23 protein-coding genes and 1 pseudogene are annotated in these 25,984 nt (G+C 68.0%); 13 read left to right on the top strand and 11 right to left on the bottom strand.

All coding sequences use genetic code 11. The annotated features are described in order from the left end of the window. The first annotated feature begins 6 nt into the window (after positions 1-6). Positions 7-1,230, top strand: a complete 1,224-nt coding sequence (locus tag C1706_RS12675) for an ROK family transcriptional regulator (RefSeq protein ID WP_164987557.1) — start codon at positions 7-9, stop codon at positions 1,228-1,230. Between the two features lie 46 nt (positions 1,231-1,276). Here C1706_RS12675 and C1706_RS12670 read toward each other — a convergent pair whose 3' ends face one another. From C1706_RS12670 to C1706_RS12655, 4 genes are read right to left on the bottom strand one after another with little or no spacing between them, the layout of a single operon-like run. Beyond that, the gene (locus C1706_RS12670) at positions 1,277-3,268 is read right to left on the bottom strand and encodes a right-handed parallel beta-helix repeat-containing protein (protein ID WP_129459610.1); all 1,992 of its coding nucleotides are present in this window, start codon (positions 3,266-3,268) and stop codon (positions 1,277-1,279) included. Between the two features lie 49 nt (positions 3,269-3,317). Further along, on the bottom strand, positions 3,318-4,193 hold the full coding sequence (locus C1706_RS12665) for a carbohydrate ABC transporter permease (protein ID WP_129459609.1): 876 nt from the start codon (positions 4,191-4,193) through the stop codon (positions 3,318-3,320). Then, complete coding sequence (locus C1706_RS12660) at positions 4,193-5,089, bottom strand: carbohydrate ABC transporter permease (protein WP_129459608.1); 897 nt, start codon at positions 5,087-5,089, stop codon at positions 4,193-4,195. The genes C1706_RS12665 and C1706_RS12660 overlap by 1 nt, the downstream gene beginning before the upstream one ends. Continuing rightward, a complete protein-coding gene (locus tag C1706_RS12655; RefSeq protein WP_129459607.1) occupies positions 5,090-6,418 on the bottom strand; it encodes an extracellular solute-binding protein in 1,329 nt (442 codons plus the stop codon). Positions 6,419-6,724: 306 nt separating this feature from the next. Between C1706_RS12655 and purD the strand changes: the two genes are divergently transcribed. From purD to C1706_RS12640, 3 genes are all read left to right on the top strand, one after another. Continuing rightward, positions 6,725-7,990 (top strand): phosphoribosylamine--glycine ligase, encoded by a 1,266-nt coding sequence (purD, locus tag C1706_RS12650; RefSeq protein ID WP_129459639.1) that lies wholly within the window; start codon positions 6,725-6,727, stop codon positions 7,988-7,990. Next, positions 7,987-8,523, top strand: a complete 537-nt coding sequence (locus C1706_RS12645) for a GNAT family N-acetyltransferase (protein WP_129459606.1) — start codon at positions 7,987-7,989, stop codon at positions 8,521-8,523. Before purD ends, C1706_RS12645 begins: the two co-directional genes overlap by 4 nt. Positions 8,524-8,701: 178 nt before the next feature. Then, a complete protein-coding gene (locus C1706_RS12640; protein ID WP_129459605.1) occupies positions 8,702-8,941 on the top strand; it encodes a DUF6582 domain-containing protein in 240 nt (79 codons plus the stop codon). Positions 8,942-9,062: 121 nt separating this feature from the next. Here C1706_RS12640 and C1706_RS12635 read toward each other — a convergent pair whose 3' ends face one another. The 3 genes from C1706_RS12635 to C1706_RS12625 form a co-directional block, all read right to left on the bottom strand. Next, a complete protein-coding gene (locus C1706_RS12635; protein ID WP_129459604.1) occupies positions 9,063-9,641 on the bottom strand; it encodes a DUF4232 domain-containing protein in 579 nt (192 codons plus the stop codon). 5 nt (positions 9,642-9,646) lie between these two features. Next, positions 9,647-10,621 carry a L,D-transpeptidase family protein gene (locus C1706_RS12630; RefSeq protein WP_129459603.1) on the bottom strand — a complete coding sequence of 325 codons (975 nt, stop codon included), beginning with the start codon at positions 10,619-10,621 and terminating at the stop codon, positions 9,647-9,649. A 299-nt stretch (positions 10,622-10,920) separates the two neighbouring features. Further along, on the bottom strand, positions 10,921-11,142 hold the full coding sequence (locus tag C1706_RS12625; protein WP_129459602.1) for a hypothetical protein: 222 nt from the start codon (positions 11,140-11,142) through the stop codon (positions 10,921-10,923). A gap of 432 nt (positions 11,143-11,574) precedes the next feature. Between C1706_RS12625 and purB the strand changes: the two genes are divergently transcribed. Together purB and C1706_RS12615 are read left to right on the top strand one after the other, a co-directional pair. Then, complete coding sequence (purB, locus tag C1706_RS12620; protein ID WP_129459601.1) at positions 11,575-13,008, top strand: adenylosuccinate lyase; 1,434 nt, start codon at positions 11,575-11,577, stop codon at positions 13,006-13,008. Positions 13,009-13,046: 38 nt separating this feature from the next. Beyond that, positions 13,047-13,982 carry a DMT family transporter gene (locus C1706_RS12615; protein WP_164987556.1) on the top strand — a complete coding sequence of 312 codons (936 nt, stop codon included), beginning with the start codon at positions 13,047-13,049 and terminating at the stop codon, positions 13,980-13,982. Here C1706_RS12615 and C1706_RS12610 read toward each other — a convergent pair. Then, entirely contained in the window at positions 13,932-14,564 is a 633-nt protein-coding gene (locus tag C1706_RS12610; RefSeq protein ID WP_129459599.1) for a helix-turn-helix transcriptional regulator, read from the bottom strand. The genes C1706_RS12615 and C1706_RS12610 overlap by 51 nt on opposite strands. A gap of 116 nt (positions 14,565-14,680) precedes the next feature. Here C1706_RS12610 and C1706_RS12605 point away from each other — a divergent pair, with 116 nt between their 5' ends. The 3 genes from C1706_RS12605 to C1706_RS12595 are packed head-to-tail and all read left to right on the top strand — an operon-like array spanning position 14,681 to position 18,680. Next, positions 14,681-14,962 (top strand): DUF2249 domain-containing protein, encoded by a 282-nt coding sequence (locus tag C1706_RS12605; RefSeq protein ID WP_129459598.1) that lies wholly within the window; start codon positions 14,681-14,683, stop codon positions 14,960-14,962. A gap of 32 nt (positions 14,963-14,994) precedes the next feature. Beyond that, on the top strand, positions 14,995-16,047 hold the full coding sequence (locus C1706_RS12600; protein ID WP_180316868.1) for a DUF8744 domain-containing protein: 1,053 nt from the start codon (positions 14,995-14,997) through the stop codon (positions 16,045-16,047). Continuing rightward, on the top strand, positions 16,044-18,680 hold the full coding sequence (locus C1706_RS12595; RefSeq protein ID WP_129459597.1) for a multicopper oxidase domain-containing protein: 2,637 nt from the start codon (positions 16,044-16,046) through the stop codon (positions 18,678-18,680). The genes C1706_RS12600 and C1706_RS12595 overlap by 4 nt, the downstream gene beginning before the upstream one ends. A gap of 62 nt (positions 18,681-18,742) precedes the next feature. Here C1706_RS12595 and C1706_RS12590 read toward each other — a convergent pair whose 3' ends face one another. Next, positions 18,743-19,525: a siderophore-interacting protein gene (locus C1706_RS12590; RefSeq protein WP_129459596.1), complete on the bottom strand. Its 783-nt coding sequence runs from the start codon at positions 19,523-19,525 to the stop codon at positions 18,743-18,745. 144 nt (positions 19,526-19,669) lie between these two features. Between C1706_RS12590 and C1706_RS12585 the strand changes: the two genes are divergently transcribed. The 4 genes and pseudogenes from C1706_RS12585 to purQ all read left to right on the top strand — a co-directional run bounded on the left by C1706_RS12585 (position 19,670) and on the right by purQ (position 23,113). Continuing rightward, complete coding sequence (locus tag C1706_RS12585) at positions 19,670-20,110, top strand: VOC family protein (protein WP_129459595.1); 441 nt, start codon at positions 19,670-19,672, stop codon at positions 20,108-20,110. A gap of 74 nt (positions 20,111-20,184) precedes the next feature. Then, entirely contained in the window at positions 20,185-21,141 is a 957-nt protein-coding gene (locus C1706_RS12580; RefSeq protein WP_129459594.1) for an SRPBCC family protein, read from the top strand. Between the two features lie 142 nt (positions 21,142-21,283). Next, a pseudogene (locus tag C1706_RS12575) lies at positions 21,284-22,439 on the top strand (phosphoribosylaminoimidazolesuccinocarboxamide synthase). After that, positions 22,436-23,113 (top strand): phosphoribosylformylglycinamidine synthase subunit PurQ, encoded by a 678-nt coding sequence (gene purQ, locus C1706_RS12565; RefSeq protein WP_129459591.1) that lies wholly within the window; start codon positions 22,436-22,438, stop codon positions 23,111-23,113. The pseudogene C1706_RS12575 and the gene purQ overlap by 4 nt, the downstream one beginning before the upstream one ends. A 55-nt stretch (positions 23,114-23,168) precedes the next feature. On the opposite strand, the gene C1706_RS12560 is transcribed toward purQ, so the two are convergent. Both C1706_RS12560 and C1706_RS12555 read right to left on the bottom strand, forming a co-directional pair. Next, positions 23,169-24,839 (bottom strand): ABC transporter permease, encoded by a 1,671-nt coding sequence (locus C1706_RS12560; RefSeq protein WP_129459590.1) that lies wholly within the window; start codon positions 24,837-24,839, stop codon positions 23,169-23,171. After that, complete coding sequence (locus C1706_RS12555) at positions 24,799-25,941, bottom strand: ABC transporter ATP-binding protein (RefSeq protein WP_129459589.1); 1,143 nt, start codon at positions 25,939-25,941, stop codon at positions 24,799-24,801. Before C1706_RS12555 ends, C1706_RS12560 begins: the two co-directional genes overlap by 41 nt. Positions 25,942-25,984 lie beyond the last annotated feature (43 nt).

Raw genomic sequence — 25,984 nt, 5'->3', positions numbered from 1 at the left:
GGAGACGTGGCCAGCTACCGCGTGGGCCATCCGGCGCCCGAGGACAGCGCTGACGCCGTCCGGCAGTCGAGCCTGCGTTCCCTGAACCTGGCGACCGTCATCCAGCGCGTTTTCGGTGCGACGCAGATGCTGTCGCGCGCCGACATCGCCGCCGATACGGGCCTCACCCGCTCCACGGTGTCCCGCCTGGCTGACGATCTCATCGCGGGGGGCCTCATCGCCGAGAGCGAACCGCACAACGACGGCCATCGTGGTCGACCTGCCGTGCCGTTGACACCCGCCCCCGGCACCTGGTTCGCGCTCGGTCTGGAGATCAACGTGGGGCGCCTGTCCGCCTGCTTGATCGACTTGACCGGCCACGTGATCGCCGAAGAGGTGCGGGTCTGCGACCTGCGGGATTCCGATGTCGAACCGGTCATCGCGGAGGTCGCCGAAATGGGACGCCGTCTGCTCGCCAAGCCATGCGCGGGCATGACGCTGGCGGGAGTCCAGGTGGCCCTCCCCGGTCTGGTCGACGTCGATGAGCGGGTGCTGTTGCGGGCACCCAACCTGGGCTGGTGGAACGTGCGGCCCAGCGAAACCGTGGCCCAGATCGTCGGGGTGGATGTGTCGTTGATCGGCGTCGGAAACGAGGCCGACTGCGCCGCGGAGGCGATCGCGTGGGACGCCCCGGCGCGCCCCTCCGACCTGGGCGAATTCCTCTACGTCTCCGGCGAAGTGGGCATCGGCTCCGCCCTGGTGACGGCCGGGCGCGCCATGACGGGCCGCCACGGCTGGGCGGGTGAGATCGGCCACGTCTGCGTCGACAGCGCGGGGCCGGTGTGCGCCTGTGGCGCGACGGGCTGCCTGGAGGCCTACGTCGGGCAGGCGGCCCTCAGCGCTGCTGCGGGCACGCGCGACACCGACGAACTCATCGCGCGTCTTCACGAGGGCGACCCTCGTGCCCTCGCCGCCGTCGAAGCGGCAGCCACAACCCTCGGTGTCGTCCTCGCGGGTGCACTGAACTTGTTGGACGTCTCCCAGGTCATCTTGGGCGGTCACCTAGGTCGGTTGGCCCCCCACCTCATCCCGGGCATCGACGCCGAACTGCGGCGTCGCGTCGTCGCGGCGCCCTTTGAAACGTTGGCCGTGACCTCGCTGCCCGACGACCGCGGCATGGCCTGTGTGGGCGCCGCCTACCTCGCCCTGCACCGGGTGCTGAACGATCCCGCGCCCTGGCTCGCCTCCTAGCCGTCGGCGCGGGGCCCCGGGGGGATCCCGGGGCCCCGCCGGGCGCTCAGGCCTCGGGGCCCGACCAGACCGTCACCGTGTTGGTGCCGCTGGTCAGATCGAACAGCGGGCCCGCCACGGAGTCGCCTGCACGCTCAACGCCCGAAAGGTCGACGTCGAGCACCAAGGGCGAGCCGTCGGGATTCTCGAAATCGGCGTCCACCATCCGCACGCGACCCAGCGCGGCCGTCGTCACGACCGGGAACCGGTGCTCGGCGAAGCCGTCCGGCAGCGTGATCGTGACCGTGACGGCGCCGTCGGACTCGGTGATCGCCAGGTCCGCTGAGGCCGCATCCACGAGGGCGTTGCTCTCGCGCTCATACGGCTGAGCACCGTTGAGGTAGACGTTGTCGCGCAGGTAGACCGGGTTCTTCAAGGAGAAGAAGATGTCCACGTCGCCCGGCATCGCCGCGTGGACGGCGTCCAGGTACTCCTCGAAGGAGGCGGGGTGCCCGTCGTAGACGCCGGTGCCGTAGGTGATCAAGGTCGTGGCCCACGCGTCATCGCCATAGGCGTCCTGCGTGTCGGCCCCCGCGCCGTTGCCGACGAAGATGTTGCCGATCCAGCGGTCGTCCCCACCGTAGATGGACGCATAGCCGGCCACCTCGGTGGAGTGGGGGACGTGATAGGGCGTTGGGCGCTCCATCACCGGATGCAGCAGCAACGTCCCGGCGACCAGGTTGCCGACGTAGGCGCCGCCGTCGCTCATGGTCTCGATGGCGGCCTTGGAGCCGAACACGTTGTGATCGACCACGTAAGGGCCGTGCGACACCTCGACGTAGAGGTCGCGGCTGTTGTCGTGGAACACGTTGCGCGTGATGCGCGTGCCCTGGGTCTGCCAGTCGCTCCACACGCCGAGCGCGCAGCCGTGAATGTGGTTGTGGGCGATCTCCACGTCGATGGCCGCGTGCAGCTTGATGCCGCCGATCTCGTGTCCGTAGAACTCGCGCTTGGTGGCCACCCGGTAGATCTCGTTGTCATGAATGCGGCTGAAGACGCAGCCCAGGTGCCCCACGATGCCGTTTTGGCCGCAGTCGTGAATCACGTTGTTGCGCACGACGTGGGAGCCGATCCGCTCCTTCGCCCAGCCGTGCTGGCGTGCCGTGAAGACGGCCTCCAACTGGTACTGGTAGCCCGGCTTGTCGAGGCGGTGCGTGAAGTAGTTGTCGCCAGTGGTCGCCTCCTTACCCAAGGAGATAGCGGAGCACTTGGCGTCGTGGATGTGGTTGCCCTCAATGATCCAGCCCTTCGCCCAGTTCGGGCCGATCAAGCCCGGCTGGTCGGCGGTCGGGGGCGCCCACGGGGTGGCGGCATGCGCCAACTCGAAGCCGCGCACCGTGATGTAGTCCACGTGGTTGCGGGTCGGGTAGAACACGGAGCGGCGCACGTTGATCTCGACGAGTTCCGCCGTGGGGTCGGCTTCGTGGAAGTTCGCCCAGATCGTCGTCTCGTGTTCGCCCACCTCGGCGTACCAGACGTAGCGGGTCGCGTCGGGGTCCTCGATGGCGACGATCTGACCGGTCCGGTCGTCCACGATCGTGTCGCGACGCTCGGGTGCTGCCAGGCCCGCCTTGTCGGTGACCTCGTAGAAGCTGCGGCCGTTGAGGTAGACGTCACCCAAGTGGGTGCGAGGGGCTGGCGCGACGGGGCGCACCACCCAGTCCCCGACGAGTTCCAGGGCGTAAGGGTTCCAGTCGCCGAATACGGCGTTGGGGATGCTGGTGCGCCAGACGCTGCCCTCTTCCCGGGTCCAGTCGGTGATCTGCTCGGAGCCCTTCACGACGACCTGCTCGCCCTCGGCGGCCGCGTAGGTGATGCGCCGGGCGTCGCTCAGCCCGCTGTTGAGCGGCTTGACCCACTCGCGGTACACCCCGGCGTGGACGAGAACCGTGTCCCCGGCGGTGGCGCGCTGGGCGGCATGGTTGATGGTTCGCCAGGGTTGCGCCTCGCTGCCATCGGAGAGATCCGAGCCGGTGATGGCCACGTGGAAGACGGTCATGGGTTTCCTTTCGTTGAGATGCGTCCACGCGCGGGACGCGAGGGGAGATTCACTTACCGATGCCTGCGGTGAGGCCGCTGAGCAACTGGCGGCGTCCCACGATGTAGAGAAGCAGGATCGGCATGGTCGACAAGACGACCGCTGCCAGCACTGCCGGAATGTTCACCTGGTACTCGCCCTGGAAGGCCCACAGGCCCAACGGCATGACGCGAGTATCCGGCGACTGGGTGAGGATCAGCGGGAACAAGAATCCGTTCCACACGTTGAGGCCGTTGTAGATCGCCACCGTCACCATGGCGGGCATCGTCAACGGCAACGCCAGGCGCCACATCATCTGCCAGTTGCTGAGCCCGTCCAAGCGCATGGATTCGAACAGTTCGTTCGGGATGTCGCGCAGGAAGTTCGACATGATCAAGACCGACAGTGGGATCCCGAAAGCGATGGACGGAAGGATGACGGCCCACAAGGTGTCGTACAGGCCCATCTTCGTGATCATCAGGTAGATGGGAATGATCGTGGCTTGAATGGGGATCGCCAACCCCATCAGGAACAACCCGTTGGTGAAGCGAAGGAAGCGTCCCGAGCCTCGGACGATCGCGTAGGACGCCATGAACGAGAACAGCACGATCGGGACGACGGACCCGACGGTCACCCACACGCTGTTGAAGAAGTAGGTGGCGATGTTGTTGTCGAGGACTTCCTGGTACGGCGTGAAGTTCGGGGGGATCGGCAAGGAGAGCGGGTTGCTGGTGAAGTAGGCGCCTTGATCCTTCAACGAGGTGATGACCACGTAGTAGATCGGCAGGCTGACCGCGAGGAACCACAGCCAGCCGAACGCCCCTCCCACCCAGTTCTTGGCGCCCACACCGCGCGAGGTGGTGCGGGCCGCGGGAACGGCGCGCTTCATGGTCGGCGTGGCGGACATCAGACGCCTCCTTCAAGTTGGCTAGCCGTTTTGTCTTTCCCGCCGAGGCGCTGCACGCCGAGGGCAAGACCCAGGCCCAGCACGACCAGGATGACGGCGATGACGCTGGCAGCGCCCATCTGGTTGGCGCGGAACCCGCGGATGTACATGTCCAGGGCGAGGATCCGGGTCGCGTTCCCCGGGCCGCCTTGGGTCATGACGAACACGAGGTCGAAGTAGGTCAGGGAGCCAACCAGCATGAGCGTGCTGGAGGTGATGATCGTGTACTTCAACTGGGGCAAGGTGATGTGGATGAACTGGCGGAACCGGGAGGCGCCGTCGATCGAGGCCGCTTCATAGAGCTGCTGGGGGATCTGCCGAACGCCACCTTGGTAGAGCAGCGTGTGGAACGGAATGAACTGCCACGCGATCACGGCCAAGACGACGGGGAAGGCGAGTTCGACTCCGAGCCAGTCCTGGTTGAGGAAGGGCAGGTTGAGCCCGGCCCCGAGCCCGAAGTTGGGGTCGAGCAGGGCCTTGAACGCGATGGCGATGGCGGCCGAGCTCAGCAACAGCGGCAGGAAGTAGAACACGGCCAAGACGGCGCGGTAGCGCTGCTGCCCCGCGATGAAGGTGCCCAGCAGGATGCTCAGCGGGGTTTGGACGGCCCACGTGATCACCATGGTGGCCAAGGTCAGCCCCAGCGCGTTCCAGGTCATGGGGTCGGCGAGGACCATCTGCCAGCTCTCCAGCCCGTTGGGCAGGATCTCGCCGATCCCGTCCCAGCTGGTGAAGCTGAGGATGACGACGCCGATCAGCGGTGCGACGGCGAAGATGAGGAAGAAGACGAGCGCCGGGAGCGCGAGCAACGCCAGTGGCGTGTCGCGTGTCCCGGCCGAGGTGTGTGCACCCGTCATTTACTTGCCAATGGTGGCGTTCATGGCGCTGGCGAACTGCTCGGGCCCGATCTGCTTGCTGAACAACTGCGAGATGTTGTTGAGCATGGCCTCGGACTGGGTCGCCGAGAGGGCCTGATCCCACGACTGCTGGAAGTTCGGAGCAGCGTTGACCGAGTCGAACACGAAGGTCAGGAAGTCCTTGTCGGCGGACGAAGCGATCTTGGCCTTGGCGGCAGTGGCGACCGGGACGCCGCCGCTGGCGACGAACGCGTCGACCGTCGCGTCGTCGAACATGCCGTCGCGCATCCACGCCTTGGCGATGTCCTGCTCAGCGGCGGAGGCCTTTGCGGACAGCGACCAGTAGTTGGCGGGGTTGCCCGCGAGGTTCTTCGGGTCTCCCTTGCCGCCGGTGACGGCGGGGAAGGCGCCGACCTTGAGGCGCTTGACGACGAAGTCGGGTTGTGCGCTCTTCATGGCGCCATAGGCCCAGCCGCCGTGCAGGAGCATCGCTGCTTTGTCGGTGTAGAGCAGGGCTTGGTCGGCGTTGCTGTCGGCCGTGATGGTCTGGAATCCCTTGACGAAGCCGTTGGCGTCGATGAGTTGCTGGATCATCGTGTAGGCCTTCAGCGCCGACGGGTCGCTCCAGGCGTCCGCCTTGCCTGCGTAGATGTTGGCGAAGACCTCCGGGCCGCCGACGCGGTCGAAGAGGTACTCCAGCCACATCATGGAGGTCCAGTTGGAGCCGCCGCCCAGGGAGATGGGGGCGATGCCCTTGCTGTTGAAGACCTCGGTGAGGTGGAGCACGTCGTCCCACGTCTTGGGGAGTTCTGCGCCGGCCTGCTCGAACAGCTTCGTGTTGTAGTACATGACGACGGGCTGGGTGTTGTTCGTGGGGACCGCGTAAATCTTGCCGTCGATGGTCCCGGCGCCCCAGGTGGAGGCGACGAAGGATTGCTTCCAGGCGCTGTCCTCGTTGACCCAACTGGTGAGGTCGACGACCTGGCCCGCGTCGACGTAGCCCTTGAGGATGCCACCGCCCCAGCCGTAGATGAGGGTGGGGGCCTGCCCTGCGCCGATGGCGGTGCGGATCTTTTGCTTGTAGGCGTCGTTTTGGAAGAACGTGCTCTCGATGGTGCCCTTGCCCCGCTTGGCGAACGCTTCGAGCGACTTCTTGAGGATCCCCTCGTTGGGTTGGCCGGTGATGGCCCAGGCGCTGGCCTTGGCTGCGCCCCCTGAGCCGCCGGAGGCCGCTGGTGAGCCGCCACTGCAGGCGGAGAGTGTGACGGCGGCCGCGAGCCCGGCCCCTGCGGTCAGCAAGCCGCGGCGAGAAAGCTGGAATTCAGACATGGTGACTCCTTTCGCCCCCGGGTCGCACTGCCTTGTGCACGTCTCCAGACCGGAGCCCTCGGGTTTTGTTCTCCGAAGATACCAAATGGTGACGCGTGGGGGGAAGGGTTCGCCCATCCCGAATTCGATTGATCGATATCGGCGCCGCCTGATGGTCTGACAAGGGGAAATGGTCCCGATGGGGCTGGCTGGGTGATCGTCAGCGGTTCCTGATCGATAAGGGGGCCGGTGCGGGCGAGGCGTCCGTGCGCGCGCTCCCGGCGCGCGAGGTGGTGCGCGCTCGGTAGGCTCCCCGGCATGCACCAGATGACTGTCCTCCTGCTCGGTAACGGCGGACGGGAGCATGCGTTGGCCTTGGCGTTGAGCCGCGATCCATCCGTCGTGGGCTTGCACTGTGCGCCCGGCAACCCGGGTACGGCTGCGGTGGCCACCAACCACGCGGTGGACGCCACCTCGGGCCCCGCTGTGGTCGCCTTGGCCCGCGAGTTGGGCGCCGACCTGGTCGTCATCGGCCCCGAGGCGCCCCTGGTGGCCGGTGTCGCGGACGCCCTTCGTGACGCGGGGATCGCGACCTTTGGGCCTTCAGCTCAGGCGGCCGTCATCGAAGGTTCCAAGCAGTTCGCCAAGGACGTCATGGCCGCAGCGGGGGTGCCCACCGCAGCGTCGCGCTACTGCACCACGCTGGAGGAGGCGGCGGCAGCCCTGGACGAGTTCGGCGCGACCTACGTCGTGAAGCAGGACGGCCTGGCCGCGGGCAAGGGCGTCATCGTCACCGACGATCGGGACGCCGCCCTCGCACACGCCGCCGAGGCCCTGCCGGTGGTGATCGAGGAGTACCTGGACGGCCCCGAGGTCAGCCTGTTCGCGATCACCGACGGGCGCACGGCGCTCCCGCTACTACCTGCCCAGGACTTCAAGCGCGTCGGCGACGGCGACACTGGCCCCAACACGGGCGGTATGGGCGCCTACACCCCCCTGCCGTGGGCCCCCGAGGGCCTCACCGAGGCGATCATGACCCGGGTGGTGGAGCCGACCATCGCCGAGATGGCCCGCCGCGGAACCCCCTTCTCCGGCCTGCTGTACGCCGGCCTGGCGCTCACCTCGCGCGGGCTGAGGGTCGTGGAGTTCAACGCCCGCTTCGGCGACCCCGAAACCCAGGCCGTCCTGTCGCTGCTGGACTCGCCGCTGGGCGAGGTGCTGCTCGCGGCGGCGACCGGGCGGCTCGCCGAGGCGCCGCCGCTGCGCTGGCGTCCGGGGTCGGCGGTGATCGTCGTCCTGGCGGCCGAGGGCTACCCCGGCACCCCGAGCACCGGCGGCGCGATCGCCGGGCCGCGCCTCGAGGGCCACGACGGCGACGTGCACCTGATCCACGCCGGGACGCGGCGCGACGGCGACGTGCTGGTGGCGTCCGGCGGGCGCGTGCTGGGCGCGGTGGGCCGCGGCGCCGACCTCTCGGAGGCCCGCGCGGCGGCCTACGCGGCGATCGACGACCTGGACGCACCCTCGCTGTTCCATCGCCGCGACATCGCCGAGCGCGCCGCCGCCGGCCTGATCGAAACGCCGGCGCTGTGAGCGCGGCGAACCACCGGCTCCGCGCCTGGCGCGCCGATGACGCCCAGGTGCTGATGGATGCCGCGGCCGGCGACATCGACATCGCCCGGCAGCTGCCCCCGCTGGAGACGATCTCGGACGCCCACGCCCACATCGCCAAGACCGCCGGCAACGACGACCGCGTCGCGTTCGCCATCGTGAACGGCGACGACGTCGTGGTGGGCGGGATCGCCGCGGCGCTGAACCTCACGATGTGCACCGCGTGGGTGTCGTACTGGCTGCTGACGTCGGGCCGCGGAGTCGGCCTGGCGACGCGCGCGACGGTCGCGCTGGCCGACTGGCTGTTCGCCCAGAACATCCACCGGCTGGAGCTGGCGCACCGCCTCAACAATCCGGCGTCGCAGCGCGTCGCGGAGCGCGCGGGCTTCATCCGGGAGGGCATCATGCGCGACGAGCTCGAGTACGACGGCGTCCGCTACGACACGGCGCTGATGAGCCGCCTCCCGCACGACCCGGCCCCCGCGGTCACCCCGCTCCCGGGCCTGCTCACCTGACCCCGCCGAGGACTTCGGCTCCCCCCGCCGAGGACTTCGGGTTACCGCGCCGAGGACTTCGGGTTACGCCGCCGAGGACTTCGGCGGCACGCCTGAACTCGTGACGTGCGCTTTCGGACGCGCCCTCCTGGTGGCACACTCGATGGTGAACACTCCGAACCCCGAGGAGGCAGTGATCATGGCACGACTGGACGAAGAAGAGCGCGACGATCTTCCCGATTCCGCCTTCGCCTTCGAGAAGCAGCGCAAGCTCCCCATGGAGGACGACAGCCACATCCGCAACGCGATCGCCCGCTTCGATCAGGTCGAGGACGTGACGGACGCAGAGCGCGATACCGCGTGGAAGCGCCTGCTCGCGGCCGCGAAGAAGCACGGCATCGAGGTCTCCGAGAAGAGTTGGCGCGAGCTGGGCCACTGAGCCCTTGGACGCCGACACGCGAAGTTCTCGGCGGGTTAACTCGAAGTCCTCGGCGGCGTAACTCGAAGTCGTCGGCGCAGTAACTCGACGTCGTCGGCGGGGAGGAGGGGCGTCGGCGGGGTCAGCCGTTGACGGCGTCGCTCGGGTCGAGCGACCAGCCGCGCAGCGTGACCGGCGAGTCGGGTGCGAGATCCGTGGTGCCCTCCAGGACGCCCGCGCCGAGGCCGGGGAGGGTGAAGGTCACCGTCGCCGCCCGCTGCCCGGGCTCCTCGGAGCTGCCCCCGCCCCGGTACTTGAACAGGAACCAGGCCGTTTCGCCCGGCTTCACGTCCACCGAGGCGCGCAACTGACGGGTGACCACGGGGGCACCCAGGGTTCCGTCGCGGTTCGTCACCGCCATGTCGGGCAACTGGTCCAGGCGCAGAGTCTCCGGACGACCGCAGTTGCGGAACCCGACGGCCTGATACCGGGCGCCGGCGGCCGCATCGGTGCGCCCGTACACGAACACGGACGAGCCGTCGGGGCAGGTCGGCGTCGGGTTGCTCGGCGAGTAGGCGTCGGTCGCTACCGACTCGGTGGCCGGTGCGGACGGCGTCGGGGTGACCGGACGGGGCCGTTGCCCCAGCACGAGCGCGATCGCCGCGCCGGTCCCCGCCGCGACGGCGCCTCCGGCCAGCCCGAGACGGACGAGCGTGTGCATGGCCGCTAGTAGACGACGACCTTGGCTCCGACCGGGGTGTTGTCGAAGAACCACTTCGCGTCGTTCAGGTTGCCGACGTTGATGCAGCCGTGGCTCGAGCCGGCGTAGCCGCGCTTGGCGAAGTCGCCCGAGTAGTGCACATACATGTTCGGGTTGAACTTGATCGAGTAAGGCATGGAGGATTCCCAGCGATCCGAGAACGCCTTCGCGTCCTTGGCGTACACGCTGTATTTGCCGCTGACGGTCGGAAAGATCCGCAGTTTGCCATTGTCGTCGCGGGTCATGCCGCCGAAGCGGACGTTGATCGTCTTGACGGCCTGCCCGTCGCGCAGCAGCGTCAGGGTGCGGGCGCCCTTGCTGGCGCACAACACCACCCCGGAAGCTGAGCAGGCGGCGGGGGCACCGGCCTGGGCTGGCTTGCCCGCAGTGAGTGCCGCCCACACCTCGGGGCCGATGACCGCGTTGTCGGTCAGGCCGCGGGAGCGTTGGTAGTTCAACACGGCGTTGGCGGTGGACTGCGCGAACGTCCCGTTCGCCGATCCGCTCAGCACCTGCGCTGCGGAAAGCAACTTCTGTGCCACAGCGACGCAATCCCCCTTCGCGTTGAGCGCCAAGGTGGTGCCCGTGCACGCCGACGCGTCCACTGGGGCCGAGGGGCTCTTCTTGGGGGCGACGGAGGCGGAGGCCTTCGGTGTGGCCGAAGCCTTCGCGGTCGCGGTGGCCGAGGGTTTCGCGGTGGCGGAGGGCTTCGCGCTGGTGGCGGCGGGTTGTGCGGTGGCGCTGGGTGCCGCGGTGGCCGACGACGAAGCCGGAGCAGGCAGCGGTGCAGGGAACTCTTCGACAGTTGCCTGCGGTGCCGCCAGAGGAGACGAGGCAACGGCCGGAGTGGTCGGAGCCACGGCCGCCTGCGGTGGCAGGGTGGCGCACGCGGCGAGCAGCGGCACGAGGGCCAAGACGACGGCGGCACGGCGGCGCGACATGAGTGCTCCTGAAAGGGAAGTCCGCGCCGGGACGCGGAAGGTCTGCCCAGCCAGCGTTGCGCGTCGCGTCGCGTGAGGCAACCGGGCACGCTCACCCAGACGGGTGACCGTGGGCAGAAGAGGGCCGGCGCATGGCTCTACGGGTGGCCACTGCGGCGACCGCCGTGGGCTTGAATGTCGGCGAGGCGGTGCAGCCACCTGAGCGTCGCTACGCGCATCGGACCGGCGCTCGGGTACGGAGAGCCCTGCGCGCCTCGATGGCCCTGAACGTGCGTGCTTTTCGGTGTCCGTTGGTTGTGTCAACGCAAGGAGTCGGGGATCTGTCGTTCCGCATCGAGTAGTTCAACTTGGAACAATGCGCCGGAAGGGGAAAACGTGATGCTGGCGATGATATCCCCTACTGCATTCTCGATGACGTACTGTTCGAGGTTGCGGGTGGGTGGCAAAGTGTCGAATGTGATCGCTGCTGCGTTGGCCGTGGGATCCTGATCGAACTCGACGACTATTCTCCTCTGGGGCATGAGGCTATTTTAGTTCCTCGCAGAGAGGGGCACTCCAGCCACCCCCGCCGTAGGCCCAGGGCGAGGGGCGGGGCAAGAGAGAACACCATGCCGACCAGCGCGAGATGGGTGAACGTGAGCATGGTCTTCATCGGGGTCGCCTCCTTGGGGGATGGTGCGTCGCGTATCTGGGCTGTACTGAGGCGTGTTAAGGATGGTTTCTGGCGCATGATGAATGAGTCGACTCGGAATGGCCCGACTACTTCGAGGTGCTGGTCCTTTCTGTGCATTGCGAAGTTCGGGATTCGTGTTGTTTTCACCGAGTATCACCGCTCCGGGGCCGGCACAGCAGGTCGCTCGACGCCGGGGTTGGCCACGTCTGGGGCGAGATGCCACCGCGTCGAGCGGCGTGGGACAATGACGGCGTTGCCGTCAGCCGTGCAAGGAGAACCGATGACCGTCCCCAACGTGCTCGCCAGCCGCTACGCGTCGCCCGCGATGCGGGAGCTGTGGAGCCCGCAAGCCAAGATCGTCGCCGAGCGGCGGCTGTGGCTGGCCGTACTGGAGGCCCAGCGTGACCTCGGGGTGGACTTCGGCGGGGACGATCCCGACGCCGTGCTGGCCGACTACTACCGCGTCCTGGAGCAGGTCGACCTGGACTCCATCGCGGCCCGGGAGCGCGTCACCCGCCACGACGTGAAGGCCCGTATCGAGGAGTTCAACGCGCTCGCCGGTCACGAGCACGTCCACAAGGGGATGACCTCGCGCGACCTCACCGAGAACATTGAGCAGTACCAGGCGCTCAGTTCGCTGAAGCTGGTCCGCGAACGCATCGTGACCGTGCTGGTTTCTCTCGCTCGGCTCGCGGTGCAGTACCGCGACCAGCCCATCGCCGGGCGCTCCCACAACGTGGCCGCCCAGATGACGACCCTCGGTAAGCGGTTCGCGACCGCCGCCGACGAACTACTGGTCGCCTACGAGCGGGTCGACGAGCTGATCGGCCGCTACCCGGCCCGTGGCATTAAGGGCCCCGTCGGTACTGCCCAGGACATGCTTGACCTGCTCGGCGGGGACGCCGCCAAGCTCGTCGAACTCGAACGCCGGGTCGCCGCCCACCTCGGGTTCACCCGGGTGCTCACGTCCACCGGCCAGGTGTACCCGCGCTCGCTGGACTTCGACGTGCTGGCCGCCCTCGTACAGACTGCCGCCGCCCCCTCCAACGTCGCCACCTCGATCCGGCTCATGGCCGGAGCCGAACTGGTCACCGAAGGGTTCAAGGAGGGCCAGGTCGGTTCCTCGGCGATGCCGCACAAGATGAACACCCGCTCGTGCGAGCGCGTCAACGGCCTGTCGGTGGTGCTGCGCGGCTACCTGTCCATGGTCGGCGAGCTCGCCGGGGATCAGTGGAACGAAGGCGACGTGTCCTGCTCGGTGGTGCGCCGCGTCGCCCTGCCCGACGCCTTCTTCGCCCTGGACGGGCTGTTCGAGACGTTCCTGACCGTGCTGGGCGAGTTCGGGGCGTTCACGGCTGTCATCGAGGCCGAACTCCAGCGCTACCTGCCGTTCCTGACCACCACCAAGGTGCTCATGGCCGCCGTCCAGCACGGCGTGGGACGCGAGGAAGCCCACGAGGCCATCAAGGAGCACGCCGTCGCCGTCGCCTTGGAGATGCGCCGCACCGGCCGCAAAGACAACGACCTGTTCGATCGGCTCGCCGCCGACCCGCGCCTGGGCGTCTCCCGCGAGGTGCTGGACGCCGCCGTCGCGAACCCCCTCGAACTCACCGGATCGGCCGCCGCCCAGGTGGACGCCCTGGCCGCCCGGGTCGCCGAACTGGCCGCCGCCCATCCTGAGGGTGCCGTCTACGCCCCCGGCGACGTGCTCTAGGCGCGATGCTGGACGCGCGGCGCACCCCCGCTGGGGGCATGATCGCCCTGATCGTCGCCGGGGTGGCCTGGGGCACCTCCGGGACGCTCGGGACGCTGCTCGTCGCCGCCACCGGGCTGCCGTTCCTGTCGGTGGCGGGCTACCGGATCCTCGTGGGTGGTGTCCTGCTGGGCGTGCTCGCGTGCGTGCTGCGCCGATTCCGCCCACCCCAGACGCGACCGGGGTGGACCCGCCTGATCGCCGTGGGGGCGGCGTCCGCGGTCTACCAGTGGGCGTTCTTCAGCGCCGTAGGGACGGTGGGGGTCTCGGTCGCCACGCTGGTCGCGATCGGCTCCTCCCCGGTGTTCGTGCTCGGTGCCGACCTGGCTACCGGGCGCCAGCGGCTGCGTCCCAGGCTGCTGGCCGCCCTGGGCTGCACGGCGGTGGGGCTCGTGCTGTTCATGGGGACGCCGCCCGCCGGGATCGCTCCCGCTGACGCACTGCTGGGCTGTGGTTTGGCCGTCATCGCGGGTGCCGCCTTCGCCCTCATCAGCTTGCTGGGGGCGCGGCCTGAGCCCGACTTTGACACCATCACTGGCACCGCCGGGTCGTTCCTGCTCGGCGGGAGTGCCGTGCTGGCGGTGGCCGGGCTCTTGGGCGGCCCGGTCGTCTTCGCCCCCGCCCCCGAGGCCGTCACCTGGGTGCTGCTGCTCGGGTTGATCCCCTCCGCGCTGGCCTATGCAGCCTTCTTCGTGGGGCTGGGCTCCCAAAGCTCGACCACGGGTGTCCTGGTCGCCTTGCTGGAGCCGGTCACCGGCGCGATCCTCGCGGCGCTCGTGTTGGGGGAGCGGCTCGGGGCGGCCGGCGTCCTCGGTGCGGGGCTGCTGCTGTCGGCGGTTGCGCTGGTGGCGTGGCCCGTGAGAGCCACCGGCGACGAGCCGGGGTCAGTGCGTGAAGCGGATCCTGCAAGCACCTGGGACGGCGAACGGGGCTAGCTCGGCGTCGGCGTCCCCCGAGGTCGCCTGCACCAGGCCCGCGTGAACGGCGCAGACCACGTCGGGGTGCTCTTGGGCGGCGTCCAGGAGCGGGCAGGTGCCCAGCCAGACGGTGCGCCCCTCGACGGCGGGGGAGAATCCGAGATCGCTCAGCAGACGTATGGCGTCATCAGGGGTGGCGTGACGGGTCTTGGCGTGCCCCCACGTCTGGCCGATCGCGCGCGCCTGGGCGGCGGCGTCCGGCTCGTGGTCCAGGTGAGCAGCCAGAGCGCCCACCAGTTCGGCGTAGGCGGTCACCGTGGGATCCCCGCGCAGCGCCGCCTGGCCGGACGCGGTGAGCGTGTAGCCCAGGGCGGGGCGTCCGCGACCTTCGCTCGGTAAGGGGGTCGCCGTGGCGAAACCCGCCACCTGCAGCGCCTCCAGGTGGGCGCGCGTCGCGTTCGGATGCCCGCCAAGGCGGTCGACCAGCCCGCTGAGCGGGACGCCAGGGCCAAGGTCAGCCACCGCCGCAGCCACCCGGGCGCGGGCAGGGGGGAGCGGTGAGGCGTGGGTGCGCGCCGGGCCGAGGCGGGGGGGCGTCATGGGACCCACTCTAGTAGATTAAATACATATGGCTATGTAACAATGGTGGGGCGGGTCGGCCCCGCCTGGACTCACCGGGGCCGACCACACTCGCCTATCGAGAAAAGAGATGACCCATGAGCGACCTGCCCCTCGTCGAACGCCCCACCTGCGGTTGCGGACACCACGATGAGGACCTTCCCGTCCTGGACGCCCGGACGATCCCCCACGCGATCCGTCACGCCGCCATCCTGGGTTCCCTCGCCTCCCTGACGCCCGGACGCGCCATGGCCCTGATCGCCCCCCACGACCCGCTGCCGCTGCTGGCCCAGATCCGCGAGGCCTACGGCGACGCCATCGAAATCGGCTACCGCGAACGCGGACCCGAGGCGTGGACGCTCACCTTCACGCGCGTCTAGTCCCCGCTCCACCGCAGTCCACACCACGCGCCGTGACCACACCGCTGCCTCGCGTCGCGTTGCTTGCCCTGGGAGGGGTTTGCCTCCTGGCGGGTCTGGACGCCGCCCTCGTAGCGGTCGGCGTCTGGGCCCCCGTCCCCGCGGTACACCTGCCCCAGGTGCACGGCATGGTGATGACGCTCGGTTTCATGGGCACCCTCATCTCCTTGGAGCGTGCCCAGGCGCTGCGTCAAAGCTGGGCCTACCTCGCCCCCGCGCTGCTCGGTTGCGGAGGGATCGCCCTCGCCGCCGGAGCGCACCTGCTGGGACAACTCCTCCTGATCGAGGGCTGCCTCGCCTTCGCGCTGGTCTACCTCGCGTTGTGGCGACGCGCCCCACTCCCGCTCGTCGCCGTTCAGGTGCTCTCCACCGTGCCTGCCCTGGTGGCGGCGTTCCTGTGGCTGAGCGTCGATGTCTTCTCCATCTTGACGCTGCTGGAGGCGTTCCTCGTCGTGACCATTGCAGCCGAACGCGCCGAATTGGCCCAGCTTTCCCTCGGCTCCCGGGCCGTGCCCCGGCTGGTCGGATTAGCGTCCGCGCTCGTGGGAGGCGCAGCCGCGACGCTGCTGTGGCCCGCGGTGGGAAGCCGCATCTTCGGTCTGGCGGTGCTGGCCACCGCAGCGTGGCTGATGCGCGACGACGTGGCCCGCCGCATGGTGCGCACCCACGGCCTGCGCCGATACAACGGCGCCGCCCTGCTCGCGGGGTACGGCTGGCTTGGCGTCGCAGGTCTTGTCTGGCTCATCGGCGGCGTTCCCCTCAACGATGCCGTCTACGACGTGGCGATCCACGCCGTGTTCCTCGGATTCGGCGTCTCCATGATCATGGCGCACGCCCCCCTCATCTTTCCTGCCGTCCTCGGACGGCCACTTCCTTACCGCCCCGCGATGTGGCTGCCACTAGCCCTGCTGCATATGGGACTGTTGGTGCGCGTCCTCGGGGACGCCCTGGGCCGGGGACTTGCCTGGCAGATCGGATCAGTGATCACCGTGCTGTCTTTGCTTACCTTCGTCGTGACGGCGTTCCTCAGCGCGGTCCGGGCATGAGGGCAGCATCCGGCACGCCATCGCGCCCGCGCTCGCGTCGCCTCCGCGACCAGATCGCCGTCGGCTGGCTCCTGGCCGCCGTCGCGGTCTCCCTCGTGCACCGCTGGGTTCCGAGCGCCACCTGGCTGATGATCCACCTCGTGCTGTTGGGGGCGCTGACCCATTCGGCGCTCGTGTGGAGCGAGCACTTCGCGCACACGCTGCTGCACACCGTCCCCGACGACGCAGGCCGCCGACGTCAAGACGCGCGGGTCGCTTTGCTGGCCGTCGGGTCGGTGCTGGTGTTCCTCGGGGTTCCGCTGACGGCCTGGCCGCTCGTGGTCGTGGGGGCCACCGCCGTGGCTGGAGCCGTGGTGTGGCATGCCGTGCACCTGGTCGCTGTGCTGCGTGCGGCGCTGCCCAGCCGGTTCCGCATCGTGACCCGGACGTACGTGGCTGCGGCCCTCTGCCTGCCCGTGGGGGCGGGGTTCGGGGCCGCGCTCGCGTTCGGACTGCCGGAGGAGTGGAAGGGACGCCTCCTCATCGCCCACATGGGCGCCAACCTGCTTGGCTGGGTCGGCCTCACCGTCACCGGAACACTCGTCACGTTCTGGCCCACCATGCTGCGCACCCGCATGGACGACCGCGCCGAAATGCTCGCGCGACAAGCGCTGCCGATCCAACTAGGTGGCCTCACCGTCCTGGTTGCCGGGGCGCTGCTGGGATGGACGCCGCTGGCCTTGGCCGGGCTGGTCGGCTACACGGCCGGACTGGTCTGGTGGGGGCGAGCCCTGGTGCGTCCGCTGCGCGCCCACGGGTTACGCGAGTTCGCCCCCGCCTCGGTCCTCGCGGCCCTGATCTGGGCGGCCGTCGGCCTGGTGTGGACGGGATGGCTCCTCGCCACCACACCCACCTGGGCGGACCTGGCCGACACGATCCCCACGGTTGCGGGAGTCTTCGCCGTCGGGTTCGCAGCCCAACTACTGTCGGGCGCGCTGTCCTACCTCATCCCGTCCGTGATGGGGGGAGGGCCGTCGGTCGTCCGAGCGGGCGCCGCCTGGTTCGACCGGTTCGCGGGCGTCCGGCTGATCGTGATCAACGCCGGGCTTCTGCTCTTCTTGATGCCCGTCGCGTCCTGGGTGAAAGTCACCACGTCGCTGGTCGTCTTGGTGGCACTGGCGTCGTTCATTCCGCTGCTCCTGGGCGGCGCGAAGGCGTCCGCACGCATGCGGCGCGCGCTCCTGGCACACGAAGAACCCCCAGAGGTACCCGAGCGCACACCATGGTCCATGAACCAGGCCGTCGCGGGCGTCGCCGTGCTCGTGCTCGCGGTGACCGTCGGGGTGGCCGTCGATCCCGCGTCCGCCGGTGTCGCGCCGTCGACCCCCGCGTCCAGCGTCGCCGTGGCACCCACCGGCAACACGACCCGCGTCGAGGTGACCGCCCGCGGGATGACGTTCACCCCCAACCGGGTCGTCGTCCCGCCCGGGGACCGGCTCGTCGTCGTCGTGCACAACGAGGATCCGACGACCGCCCACGACCTCGTCATCGGTGACACCCGCACCGCGCGGATCCCGCCCGGGCAAAGCGCCGAACTGGACGCCGGGGTGATGGGCGCCTCCGTGGAGGGGTATTGCTCGGTGCCGGGGCATCGTCAGATGGGCATGACGCTTCAGGTGGTCGTGGAGGGCGGCAACCCTCCCGTGGCTTCCGAGCACACCACCGGCGGGCATTCCGGCGGGGACGGGCAGCCGATCCCCCCGAACCCGGCGGGAGCCGTGGGCGCCCCCATCGATCCGGTGCTGGCGCCGCTGACCGATGAGCGGGTCCACACCCTCACGTTGCGCGTCACCGAGGTCCCTCTCGAGGTGGCCCCCGGGTTGTGGCAGACGCGCTGGACCTTCAACGGCTCGGGAGTGGGGCCGACCTTGCACGGACGCGTCGGCGACGTCTTCGACATCACCTTGGTCAACGACGGCACGATGGGCCACTCGATCGATTTCCATGCGGGCGCCCTGGCACCCGATCGGCCCATGCGCACCATCGCGCCCGGCGAGACCCTCTCCTACCGGTTCACCGCGCAGCGGGCAGGTATCTGGATGTACCACTGCTCGACCATGCCGATGAGTACGCACATCGCCGCAGGCATGACGGGGGCGGTCGTCATCGAGCCGGACGGGCTGGAGCCGGTCGATCGCAGCTATGTGCTGGTGCAAAGTGAGGTGTACCTGGCCAACGCGGCGACCGACCCTCAGCAAGCCCGCGAAGTGGACTCGGACAAGATCGTCGCCGAGCGTCCCGACCGGGTGGTGTTCAACGGCATCGCCAACCAGTACGACCTCACCCCCTTCGCCGCGAAGGTGGGGGAGCGTGTCCGGTTCTGGGTTCTGGACGCTGGCCCCAACCGGGCGAGCGCCTTCCATATCGTGGGCGGCCAATTCGACACCGTGTGGACCGAAGGGACCTACACGCTCCGTCACGGCAAGGCCGCTCTCGGAGGCTCTGACGGCGGTGCCCAAGTGCTCCCGCTGCAGCCCGCCCAGGGCGGTTTTGTGGAGCTGAGCTTCCCCGAGGAGGGCCACTATTCGGTGGTCTCCCACATCATGGTGGACGCCGAACGTGGCGCTCACGGCGTCGTGCAGGTCACTCGCTGAGGCTCCACCTCCTCAACAACGGACCGCTGGCTGGGACAGAGGCCATCGGCCAGAAGGCGCGCTCAACTGCGCTGGGCGTCGTAGTCGGCCCAGATTTCGGCGTCGCTCTTGCCCGCGGCTTTGCCTGCCCGATAGATCGGGCCCGGGTCCGCGGCGCGGCGAGGGGCGCGGGCGGCGTCGCGCCAATACCCCATGACGTCGTGGGTGAAGGACGCGTCGGCGAGGTCGCGCATGAGGTGACGACGGATGGCGCGCATCTGGGCGGACTCGCCAGCCATCCAGAAGTGGCCCGCGCCGGGGGGCCAGTCGAACGCGTCCACCACGGATGCGAGGCGGCTGCCGCCGGGCTCGGACGCCAGCCAGGTCAGCCGTCCGGTATCGGTGAGCGCGTCGGGGAAGTAACCCGGAATCGGGGCGGGGGCCTCGGCCCACACCCGCAGGTCGATCTGCGGGTCGAGTGTTGCGGCGATGCGGGCCATGGCGGGCAGCGCGGTCAGGTCGCCCACGAGCCAGACCCAGGCGGCGTCCGCAGGCGCGGAGAAGGAGCCTTGTGGCTGCTGCAGGGTGACCTTGTCCCCGACGCAATCCCCGGCAGCCCACTGCGTGACCAGGCCGCTGGCGTGCAACACCACGTCCAGCACCAGGCGGACGCCGTCCCACGAACGCACCGTGTAGTAGCGCGACTGGAACTGGCCTGGGACCACCAAGCCGACCCATTCGTCGGGGATGTTCGTGGACGCGAACTCTGCTAGGCCCTCCCCGCCTAGCTCCAGGCGTGCCAGCTGCGGATCGATCAGGGTGCGCGACAGGACCGTCGCCGTGTATTCGGAGCCTCGTCTGGTCACCGGACCAGGCTAGCGATCCCGGCGTCCGCGTCCGACAGTGGTCGCGTTCCTGCGGCACCGTGGGCCCTGGTGAGGTGTCGGTGGGAACTCCTGGAGTGACCGGCGACGCGGCCCACGCGTCCCCATCACCTCAGCGGAGGAATCATGTCCATCAGTCTCGTTCCCTACCTGAACTTCCTCTCCGGTGGCACTCGTGCCGCGTTCGAGCACTACCGCAGCATCTTCGGCGGCGAGGTGAACTACCTCACCTTCGGTGACACGGGCGTACCCGATATGCCCGCCGACGGCATCATGCACGCGCGCCTGGTCAGCGACAGCTTCACGCTCATGGCGTCCGACGCCCAGCCTGGCGCTGAGGACACCTGGGGCGGGACGCGGGTCTACCTCGCCTTTATGGCCGAGGGTGCTGAGGACGCCGACACGGTCGTCGGCTGGTTTGCGGCGCTGGCTGTCGGGGGCAGCGTTGGCGTGCCGCTGGCCATGCAGGGCTGGGGTTCGTTCTACGGGGACGTGAAGGACGCGTTTGGGATCGAATGGATGGTGAACCTCACCGCCCCCGAGGGGTGGGCGCCCTCGCTGCTGTGAACCAGTGTTGCTCCCCAGCCATCACCCCGCCACCTGAGCGGCACCGCCGCGTTGGATGACCGAAAGGAACCGCCATGCCTGTCACTTCCCTCACCCGTGACGCCGAGGCGCTCACGCTGACCGTCGTTGCGGACTTTGCCGTCTCGCGGCAGCGCTTGTGGGACGCCTACGTGGATGCTCGGCAGATCGAGAAGTTCTGGGGACCGCCGACCTTCACCCGCCACGACGCCTTCGCCGGAGGGCGGAGCCACTACGCCATGACCGGCCCCGAGGGCGACCAGCACGGTGGGTATTGGGTGTGGGAGAGCGTGGACGCGCCGCGCCAGTTCGTCGTCACCGACGGTTTCGCTGACCTGGAGGGCAACCCGGTCGAGTCCATGCCGGTCATGCGCGCCGAGTTCGCTTTCGACGAAACCCCCACCGGGTCTCGGCTCACCGTCACGTCGACGTTCGCCAGCGCAGAGCAGCTAGAACAGGTGGTGGCGATGGGCATGGAGGGAGGCCTGCAGGAGTCGATGAGCCAAATCGACGCCGTCCTGGCCTCGTTCGCCGCCGGCGCGGGCACCGAGAAGCAGATCCTGAGCGACACCCAGGTCCGCATCACTCGCGTCATCCATGGTTCCGTCGCCCAGGTGTGGCGCGCCCATCACGATCCCGATCTCATGAAGCGCTGGCTGCTGGGCCCCGACGGCTGGACGATGCCGGTGTGCGTCGTCGCGGAGAAGGTGGGCGACACCTACATCCAGGAGTGGGAAAGCGACGACGGCTCGCAGCGCTTCGGGTTCACCGGGACGCTGATCGAGTCCGCGTCCCCGCACCGGGAAGTCACCACCGAGCAGATGATCGGGACGGACGGCCCGCAGACGCGCAACGAGTTGACCCTCACCCCCAGCCAGGGTGGGACGCTGCTGTCGCTGGTCGTCACCTACCCGGACGCCGCCACGCGCGACATGATCTTGGCCACGGGCATGACCGACGGCATGGAGGCCTCCTACGCCCGGTTGGAGAGCGAGGTGCTGGGGGCGTCCTAGCCGCTGGCGAGAGTTCCGGGGTGCGGGTACTGCACCCCGGACACCGCCTGTAGGCGGCGCCGTTCCGCCTTACCATCGCAGTGTGACGGACGACTACTACGGCCTCGATCTCCCGCTCGTGTATGCGGGCAAAGTGCGACGCATGTATGCGCTGCCCGATGTTGAGGCGGTCGACGGCAGAGGGCCCGGACGGTTCTTGATGGTTGCCACCGACTCCATCTCGGCGTTCGACCATGTCCTCAGCAGCGTCATCACCGATAAGGGTGCCGTGTTGACCAAGCTGAGCTTGTGGTGGTTCGACCAGTTGGCCGATCTGGTTCCCAACCATGTGGTGTCTGCTGACGTTCCGCCCGCGGTTGCCGGGCGTGCGCTGGTGACGGAGCGGCTCGCCATGATCCCCGTCGAATGTGTGGTGCGCGGATACCTCACGGGTTCGGGGTGGGCCGAGTACCGCAAGACCGGGACGGTGACCGGCATCCGCCTGCCCGAGGGTCTGCGCGACGGTGATCGCCTGCCCGAGCCGATCTTCACCCCGGCGATCAAGGCTGAACTGGGGGAGCACGACGAGAATGTGCCGTTCGAGACGATCGTCGAACTCCATGGCCAGGAGACGGCGGAGGAACTGCGCCGCCTCTCACTGGCGATCTATGCCCGCGCCGAGAAGATCGCGCGCGAGCGCGGCGTGATCTTGGCCGACACCAAGTTCGAGTTCGGGCGCCGCCTTGACGGCACAATCGTGTTGGCCGACGAAGTACTCACCCCGGATTCCTCGCGGTTCTGGGATGCGGAGCGCTGGTTCCCCGGCGGTGCGCAACCGAGCTTTGATAAGCAGTTCGTCCGCGACTACCTGGCCGAGCATTCGGGCTGGAACAAAAACTCCGACGTCCCGCCGCCTGCGCTTCCGGCGTCCGTGGTGGCCGCCACCCGGGATCGCTACCTGGAGGCCTACACCCGGCTCACCGGGCGTCCGTTTACCGCCTGAGGGCGGTCGGCGCCCACCATCGTGACCTGCGGCGGTGAGGCGTGTCGATTCCGATAGGATCGCGGCCATGGCGCGAGTGATCGTTGACGTGATGCCGAAGCCCGAGATCCTGGATCCCCAGGGCAAGGCGGTGACCGGGGCGCTGAAGCGTCTCGGATTCGAGGGGCTGACTGTCCGGCAGGGCAAGCGGTTCGAGATCACTGTCGAGGGCGATGAGGTGACCCCCGATCGTCTGGACGAGGTTCGCGATGCCGCGGAGAAGCTCCTGGCCAACACGGTGATCGAGGCCTTCGACGTGCGGGTGGAGAACGCATGACCCGCGTCGGGGTCGTGACGTTCCCAGGATCCCTCGACGATCAGGACGCCGCCCGCGCCGTCACGGTGATGGGCCTGGAGGCCGTCCCGCTGTGGCACGCCGCCCATGATCTGGAGGGGGTCGACGCGGTGATCTTGCCCGGCGGGTTCTCCTACGGCGATTACTTGCGCTGCGGTGCCATCGCGCGGTTCAGCCCGATCATGTCCGAGATCATCGACGCTGCGAACCAGGGCCTGCCCGTCCTGGGAATCTGCAACGGCTTCCAGGTGTTGTGCGAGTCGCACCTGCTGCCCGGCGCCCTCATCCGCAATGACCGGCGCACCTTCGTGTGCCGCGACCAACGCCTTGAGGTGATCTCCCGCGACACCGTGTGGACGTGCGCGATGGGCGAGGGGCAAGAGATCGACATCGTCTTGAAGAACGGCGAGGGTCGCTACATCGCCGACGAGGAAACGCTGGCCCGCCTTGAGGGCGAGAACCAAATCGTGTTCCGGTACTCCGGGCTCAACCCGAACGGCTCGGTCAACGACATCGCCGGTGTCACGAACCGCCGCGGCAACGTGGTGGGCCTGATGCCGCATCCCGAGCACAACGTCGAGGAACTCACCGGCCCTTCGCTGGATGGTCGTCTGTTCTTCGAGAGCCTGGCGTCCTTCCTGTCCGCGCGCGTCTGACGCGGACGGGGCCGCCCCCATGAAGGTGAGCGGCCCCGTCGCGGATGACACCGGCCTAGACGTTGATGTCGTCTGAGTCGCTCAGCTTGAAGAACAGCAGCAGTGACAACACCGTCGTCACGGTGAGGATCGTCGACAGTGCCGCGGCGGTCCCGTAGCTGGCTCGCATCACCTCGGTGAAGATGGCGACCGACATCGTCGCCGTCTTTCCCGTGTACAGGATGAGGGTCGAACTCAGCTCATTGATCACCGTCACCCAACTCAAGATCGCGCCCGAGAGCACGCCCGGCATCATGGCGGGCAGAGTGACCTTCCAAAACGCCTTCATGGGAGACGCACCCAGGCTGACGGCAGCCTCTTCGATGTTGGGATTGATTTGGTGCAGGATCGCCGCGGAGGACCGCACTGTGTACGGGATGCGCCGCACCACATACATGATGACCAGGATCGCGACGGTGCCCGCCAGCATGAGTGGGGGGCTGTTGAAGGTCAACAGCATGGTGATACCAAGCACTGCACCAGGGATCACGTACGGGAACATGATGAACAGATCCAAGACGCGCGTGAGGATGTTGGCGCGTCGCACGGAGACATACGCCACCAAGACGCCGACCACGACGATGATGATGATCGCCATGAGGCCGAACACGAACGTGTTGATGATGGGCGTCAGCATCCCGTCGAGCACCTGCCGGTAGCTGTCTAGCGAGAACCCGGGGACGAAGATCACGCCGCGGGTTTTCAGGAAGGACGTGTAGACGACCGTGAGCTGCGGGAGGGTCGCGACGAACACTACGAGGTACAGGAAGGCGTGAACTGCCCAGTTCTTGGGGCCCGTCAGTTGGCGTCGCTTCATCGGGTTCAACGCGCTCATCAAGAACTTGCGACGATTCCCCAGCCAGTTCTGCACCCAAAAGACCAGCCCGGCGATGGCCATGAGAATGATCGAGATGGCGGCGGCGAAGTTGGAACTGCCGCCCGTCTCCCCGATGAACTCGTTGTAGATCAGCACCGGCAGCACGGTGTAGCCCTCGCCGATGAGCTGCGGCGTGCCGTAGTCGGCAATCGCGCGCATGAACACGATGACGCTGCCCGCGAGGATGGTTGGCACGATGACCGGAAGGATCACCTTCGTGGCGGTGGCCCACGCGGTCGCCCCCAGGCTTTCGGAGGCTTCACCGATGGAAGCATCCATCTTTCGTAGCGCCCCGCACGCGTACAGGTAGAGGTAGGGGAACAGCTTCAGGACGAACACCATGGCGATGCCGTTGAAGCCGTAGATCGAGGGCATCTCGAATCCGACAGTGTCGGAGAGGAAGCGTGTGACGATCCCCGCGCGACCAAACAGCAAGATCCACGCGTAGGCACCGATGAAGGGGGGCGACAGCAGCGAGATGATGATCAAGACGTCGATGGTGCGTTGGAACTTCACCGTGAACCGGGTGACGAAGTACGCCATGGGTACGGCGATGATCACCGTCCAGAAGGTGACGACGAGCGTCACCACCATGCTGTTGACGAGCGCGTTGCGGTAGTAGTCCCGGCCAAAGAACTTCGTGAAGTTATCCAGCGTCCAGGCGCCAGTCTCGGCGTCTTGAAAGCCCCACACGATCAAGGTGACCAGGGGGTAGACCAGAAACAGGCCGAACGCTAGAAACGCGGCGAGGGTCGTCCAGCTCCAAAAGTCAGGACGCCGGAACTTCAGTGACGGGGCTGCCGATGACATTGCTGAGCACCCCCTCGACCAACGTTTCGCTGGTGGTGGCGTCGAAGATGTTGACGGCGCGCGAGTCGACGCCCAGATGGATCACATCACCAGGTTGGAACAGTCGTGTGCCGAAGTCCGCGCTCTGATTGAGGAGGAATTCCCGGCCGCTGTCGTTGTCCAGGTTGTACTGAACGTGCGAGCCGAGGAACTGGCGTAGTCGAACGCGTCCGGACAGGCCGCTGGGACTGTCGTGCACGGTGAAGTCTTCGGGTCGGACGCTGACGATGACGTGTGTTCCCGGGGCGACGTCTCGGCGAAGCACGTCGATAGCGAAGGTGTAGCCCCCCTCCAAGCGGACCGTCGCCTGGCCGCCGACGTTCTCCACGACCACGGCGTCAAAGCTGTTGGAGTGGCCGATGAACCCGGCGACGAACTGGTTGAACGGGCGCCGGTAGATCGACTCCGGGCTAGCGACCTGCTGAATGACGCCATGATTCATGACGGCGATGCGGTCAGAAACCGACAGGGCCTCTTCCTGGTCGTGGGTGACGTAGACCGTGGTGATCGCGATCTCACGCTGGATGTCGGCGATGACCTGCCGGATCTCGATGCGCAGTTTGGCGTCCAGGTTGGACAGGGGTTCGTCCATGAGAAGCACCTGGGGATTAATCACGATGGCGCGGGCGAGGGCGATGCGTTGCTGCTGGCCGCCAGAGAGGTTCTCCGGGAATCGTTTGGCGAGGTGCTCCATCTTGACCTGGGCGAGCATCTGCTCGGTGCGCCGTTGCGCCTCGGCCTTGGGAACGTGCCGGTTCTCCAACCCGAACATGACGTTCTTCTCCACGGTCATGGAGGGGAAGATGGCGTAGTTCTGGAAGACCATGCCGTAATCGCGCTTGTTCACGGGGACGTCGTTGATCACTTGATCGCCGAAGGCGATGGTTCCTCGTTGGATGTCGATGAAACCCGCGATCATGCGCAGCAACGTGGTCTTGCCGCAGCCGCTGGGGCCTAGCAGTGTGAAGAACTCGCCATCGTGGATGTCGGCGGACAGGTCGGGGATGACGACGGTGTCCCCGTACTTCTTGGTGATGTTGCGGATGCTGATCGGAACGCTCATGGTTGCCTCGGCTCAATGGGGCCGCCGGGGTCTTGCGACCCCG

It is taken from the genome of Propioniciclava flava (assembly GCF_004126535.1).
Taxonomy (GTDB): domain Bacteria; phylum Actinomycetota; class Actinomycetes; order Propionibacteriales; family Propionibacteriaceae; genus Propioniciclava; species Propioniciclava flava.
This window is presented reverse-complemented; position numbering and strand designations above follow the sequence as displayed.

Coding starts and splice junctions, on each gene's coding strand:
- C1706_RS12605 (WP_129459598.1), top strand. CDS start 14,681: ATGAGCGACCTGCCCCTCGTCGAACGCCCCACCTGCGGTTGCGGACAC.
- C1706_RS12580 (WP_129459594.1), top strand. CDS start 20,185: ATGCCTGTCACTTCCCTCACCCGTGACGCCGAGGCGCTCACGCTGACC.
- C1706_RS12660 (WP_129459608.1), bottom strand. CDS start 5,089: ATGACGGGTGCACACACCTCGGCCGGGACACGCGACACGCCACTGGCG.
- purD (WP_129459639.1), top strand. CDS start 6,725: ATGACTGTCCTCCTGCTCGGTAACGGCGGACGGGAGCATGCGTTGGCC.
- C1706_RS12615 (WP_164987556.1), top strand. CDS start 13,047: ATGATCGCCCTGATCGTCGCCGGGGTGGCCTGGGGCACCTCCGGGACG.
- C1706_RS12640 (WP_129459605.1), top strand. CDS start 8,702: ATGGCACGACTGGACGAAGAAGAGCGCGACGATCTTCCCGATTCCGCC.
- C1706_RS12635 (WP_129459604.1), bottom strand. CDS start 9,641: ATGCACACGCTCGTCCGTCTCGGGCTGGCCGGAGGCGCCGTCGCGGCG.
- C1706_RS12665 (WP_129459609.1), bottom strand. CDS start 4,193: ATGTCCGCCACGCCGACCATGAAGCGCGCCGTTCCCGCGGCCCGCACC.
- C1706_RS12595 (WP_129459597.1), top strand. CDS start 16,044: ATGAGGGCAGCATCCGGCACGCCATCGCGCCCGCGCTCGCGTCGCCTC.
- C1706_RS12625 (WP_129459602.1), bottom strand. CDS start 11,142: ATGCCCCAGAGGAGAATAGTCGTCGAGTTCGATCAGGATCCCACGGCC.
- C1706_RS12585 (WP_129459595.1), top strand. CDS start 19,670: ATGTCCATCAGTCTCGTTCCCTACCTGAACTTCCTCTCCGGTGGCACT.
- C1706_RS12630 (WP_129459603.1), bottom strand. CDS start 10,621: ATGTCGCGCCGCCGTGCCGCCGTCGTCTTGGCCCTCGTGCCGCTGCTC.
- C1706_RS12610 (WP_129459599.1), bottom strand. CDS start 14,564: ATGACGCCCCCCCGCCTCGGCCCGGCGCGCACCCACGCCTCACCGCTC.
- purB (WP_129459601.1), top strand. CDS start 11,575: ATGACCGTCCCCAACGTGCTCGCCAGCCGCTACGCGTCGCCCGCGATG.
- C1706_RS12555 (WP_129459589.1), bottom strand. CDS start 25,941: ATGAGCGTTCCGATCAGCATCCGCAACATCACCAAGAAGTACGGGGAC.
- C1706_RS12655 (WP_129459607.1), bottom strand. CDS start 6,418: ATGTCTGAATTCCAGCTTTCTCGCCGCGGCTTGCTGACCGCAGGGGCC.
- C1706_RS12670 (WP_129459610.1), bottom strand. CDS start 3,268: ATGACCGTCTTCCACGTGGCCATCACCGGCTCGGATCTCTCCGATGGC.
- C1706_RS12560 (WP_129459590.1), bottom strand. CDS start 24,839: ATGTCATCGGCAGCCCCGTCACTGAAGTTCCGGCGTCCTGACTTTTGG.
- purQ (WP_129459591.1), top strand. CDS start 22,436: ATGACCCGCGTCGGGGTCGTGACGTTCCCAGGATCCCTCGACGATCAG.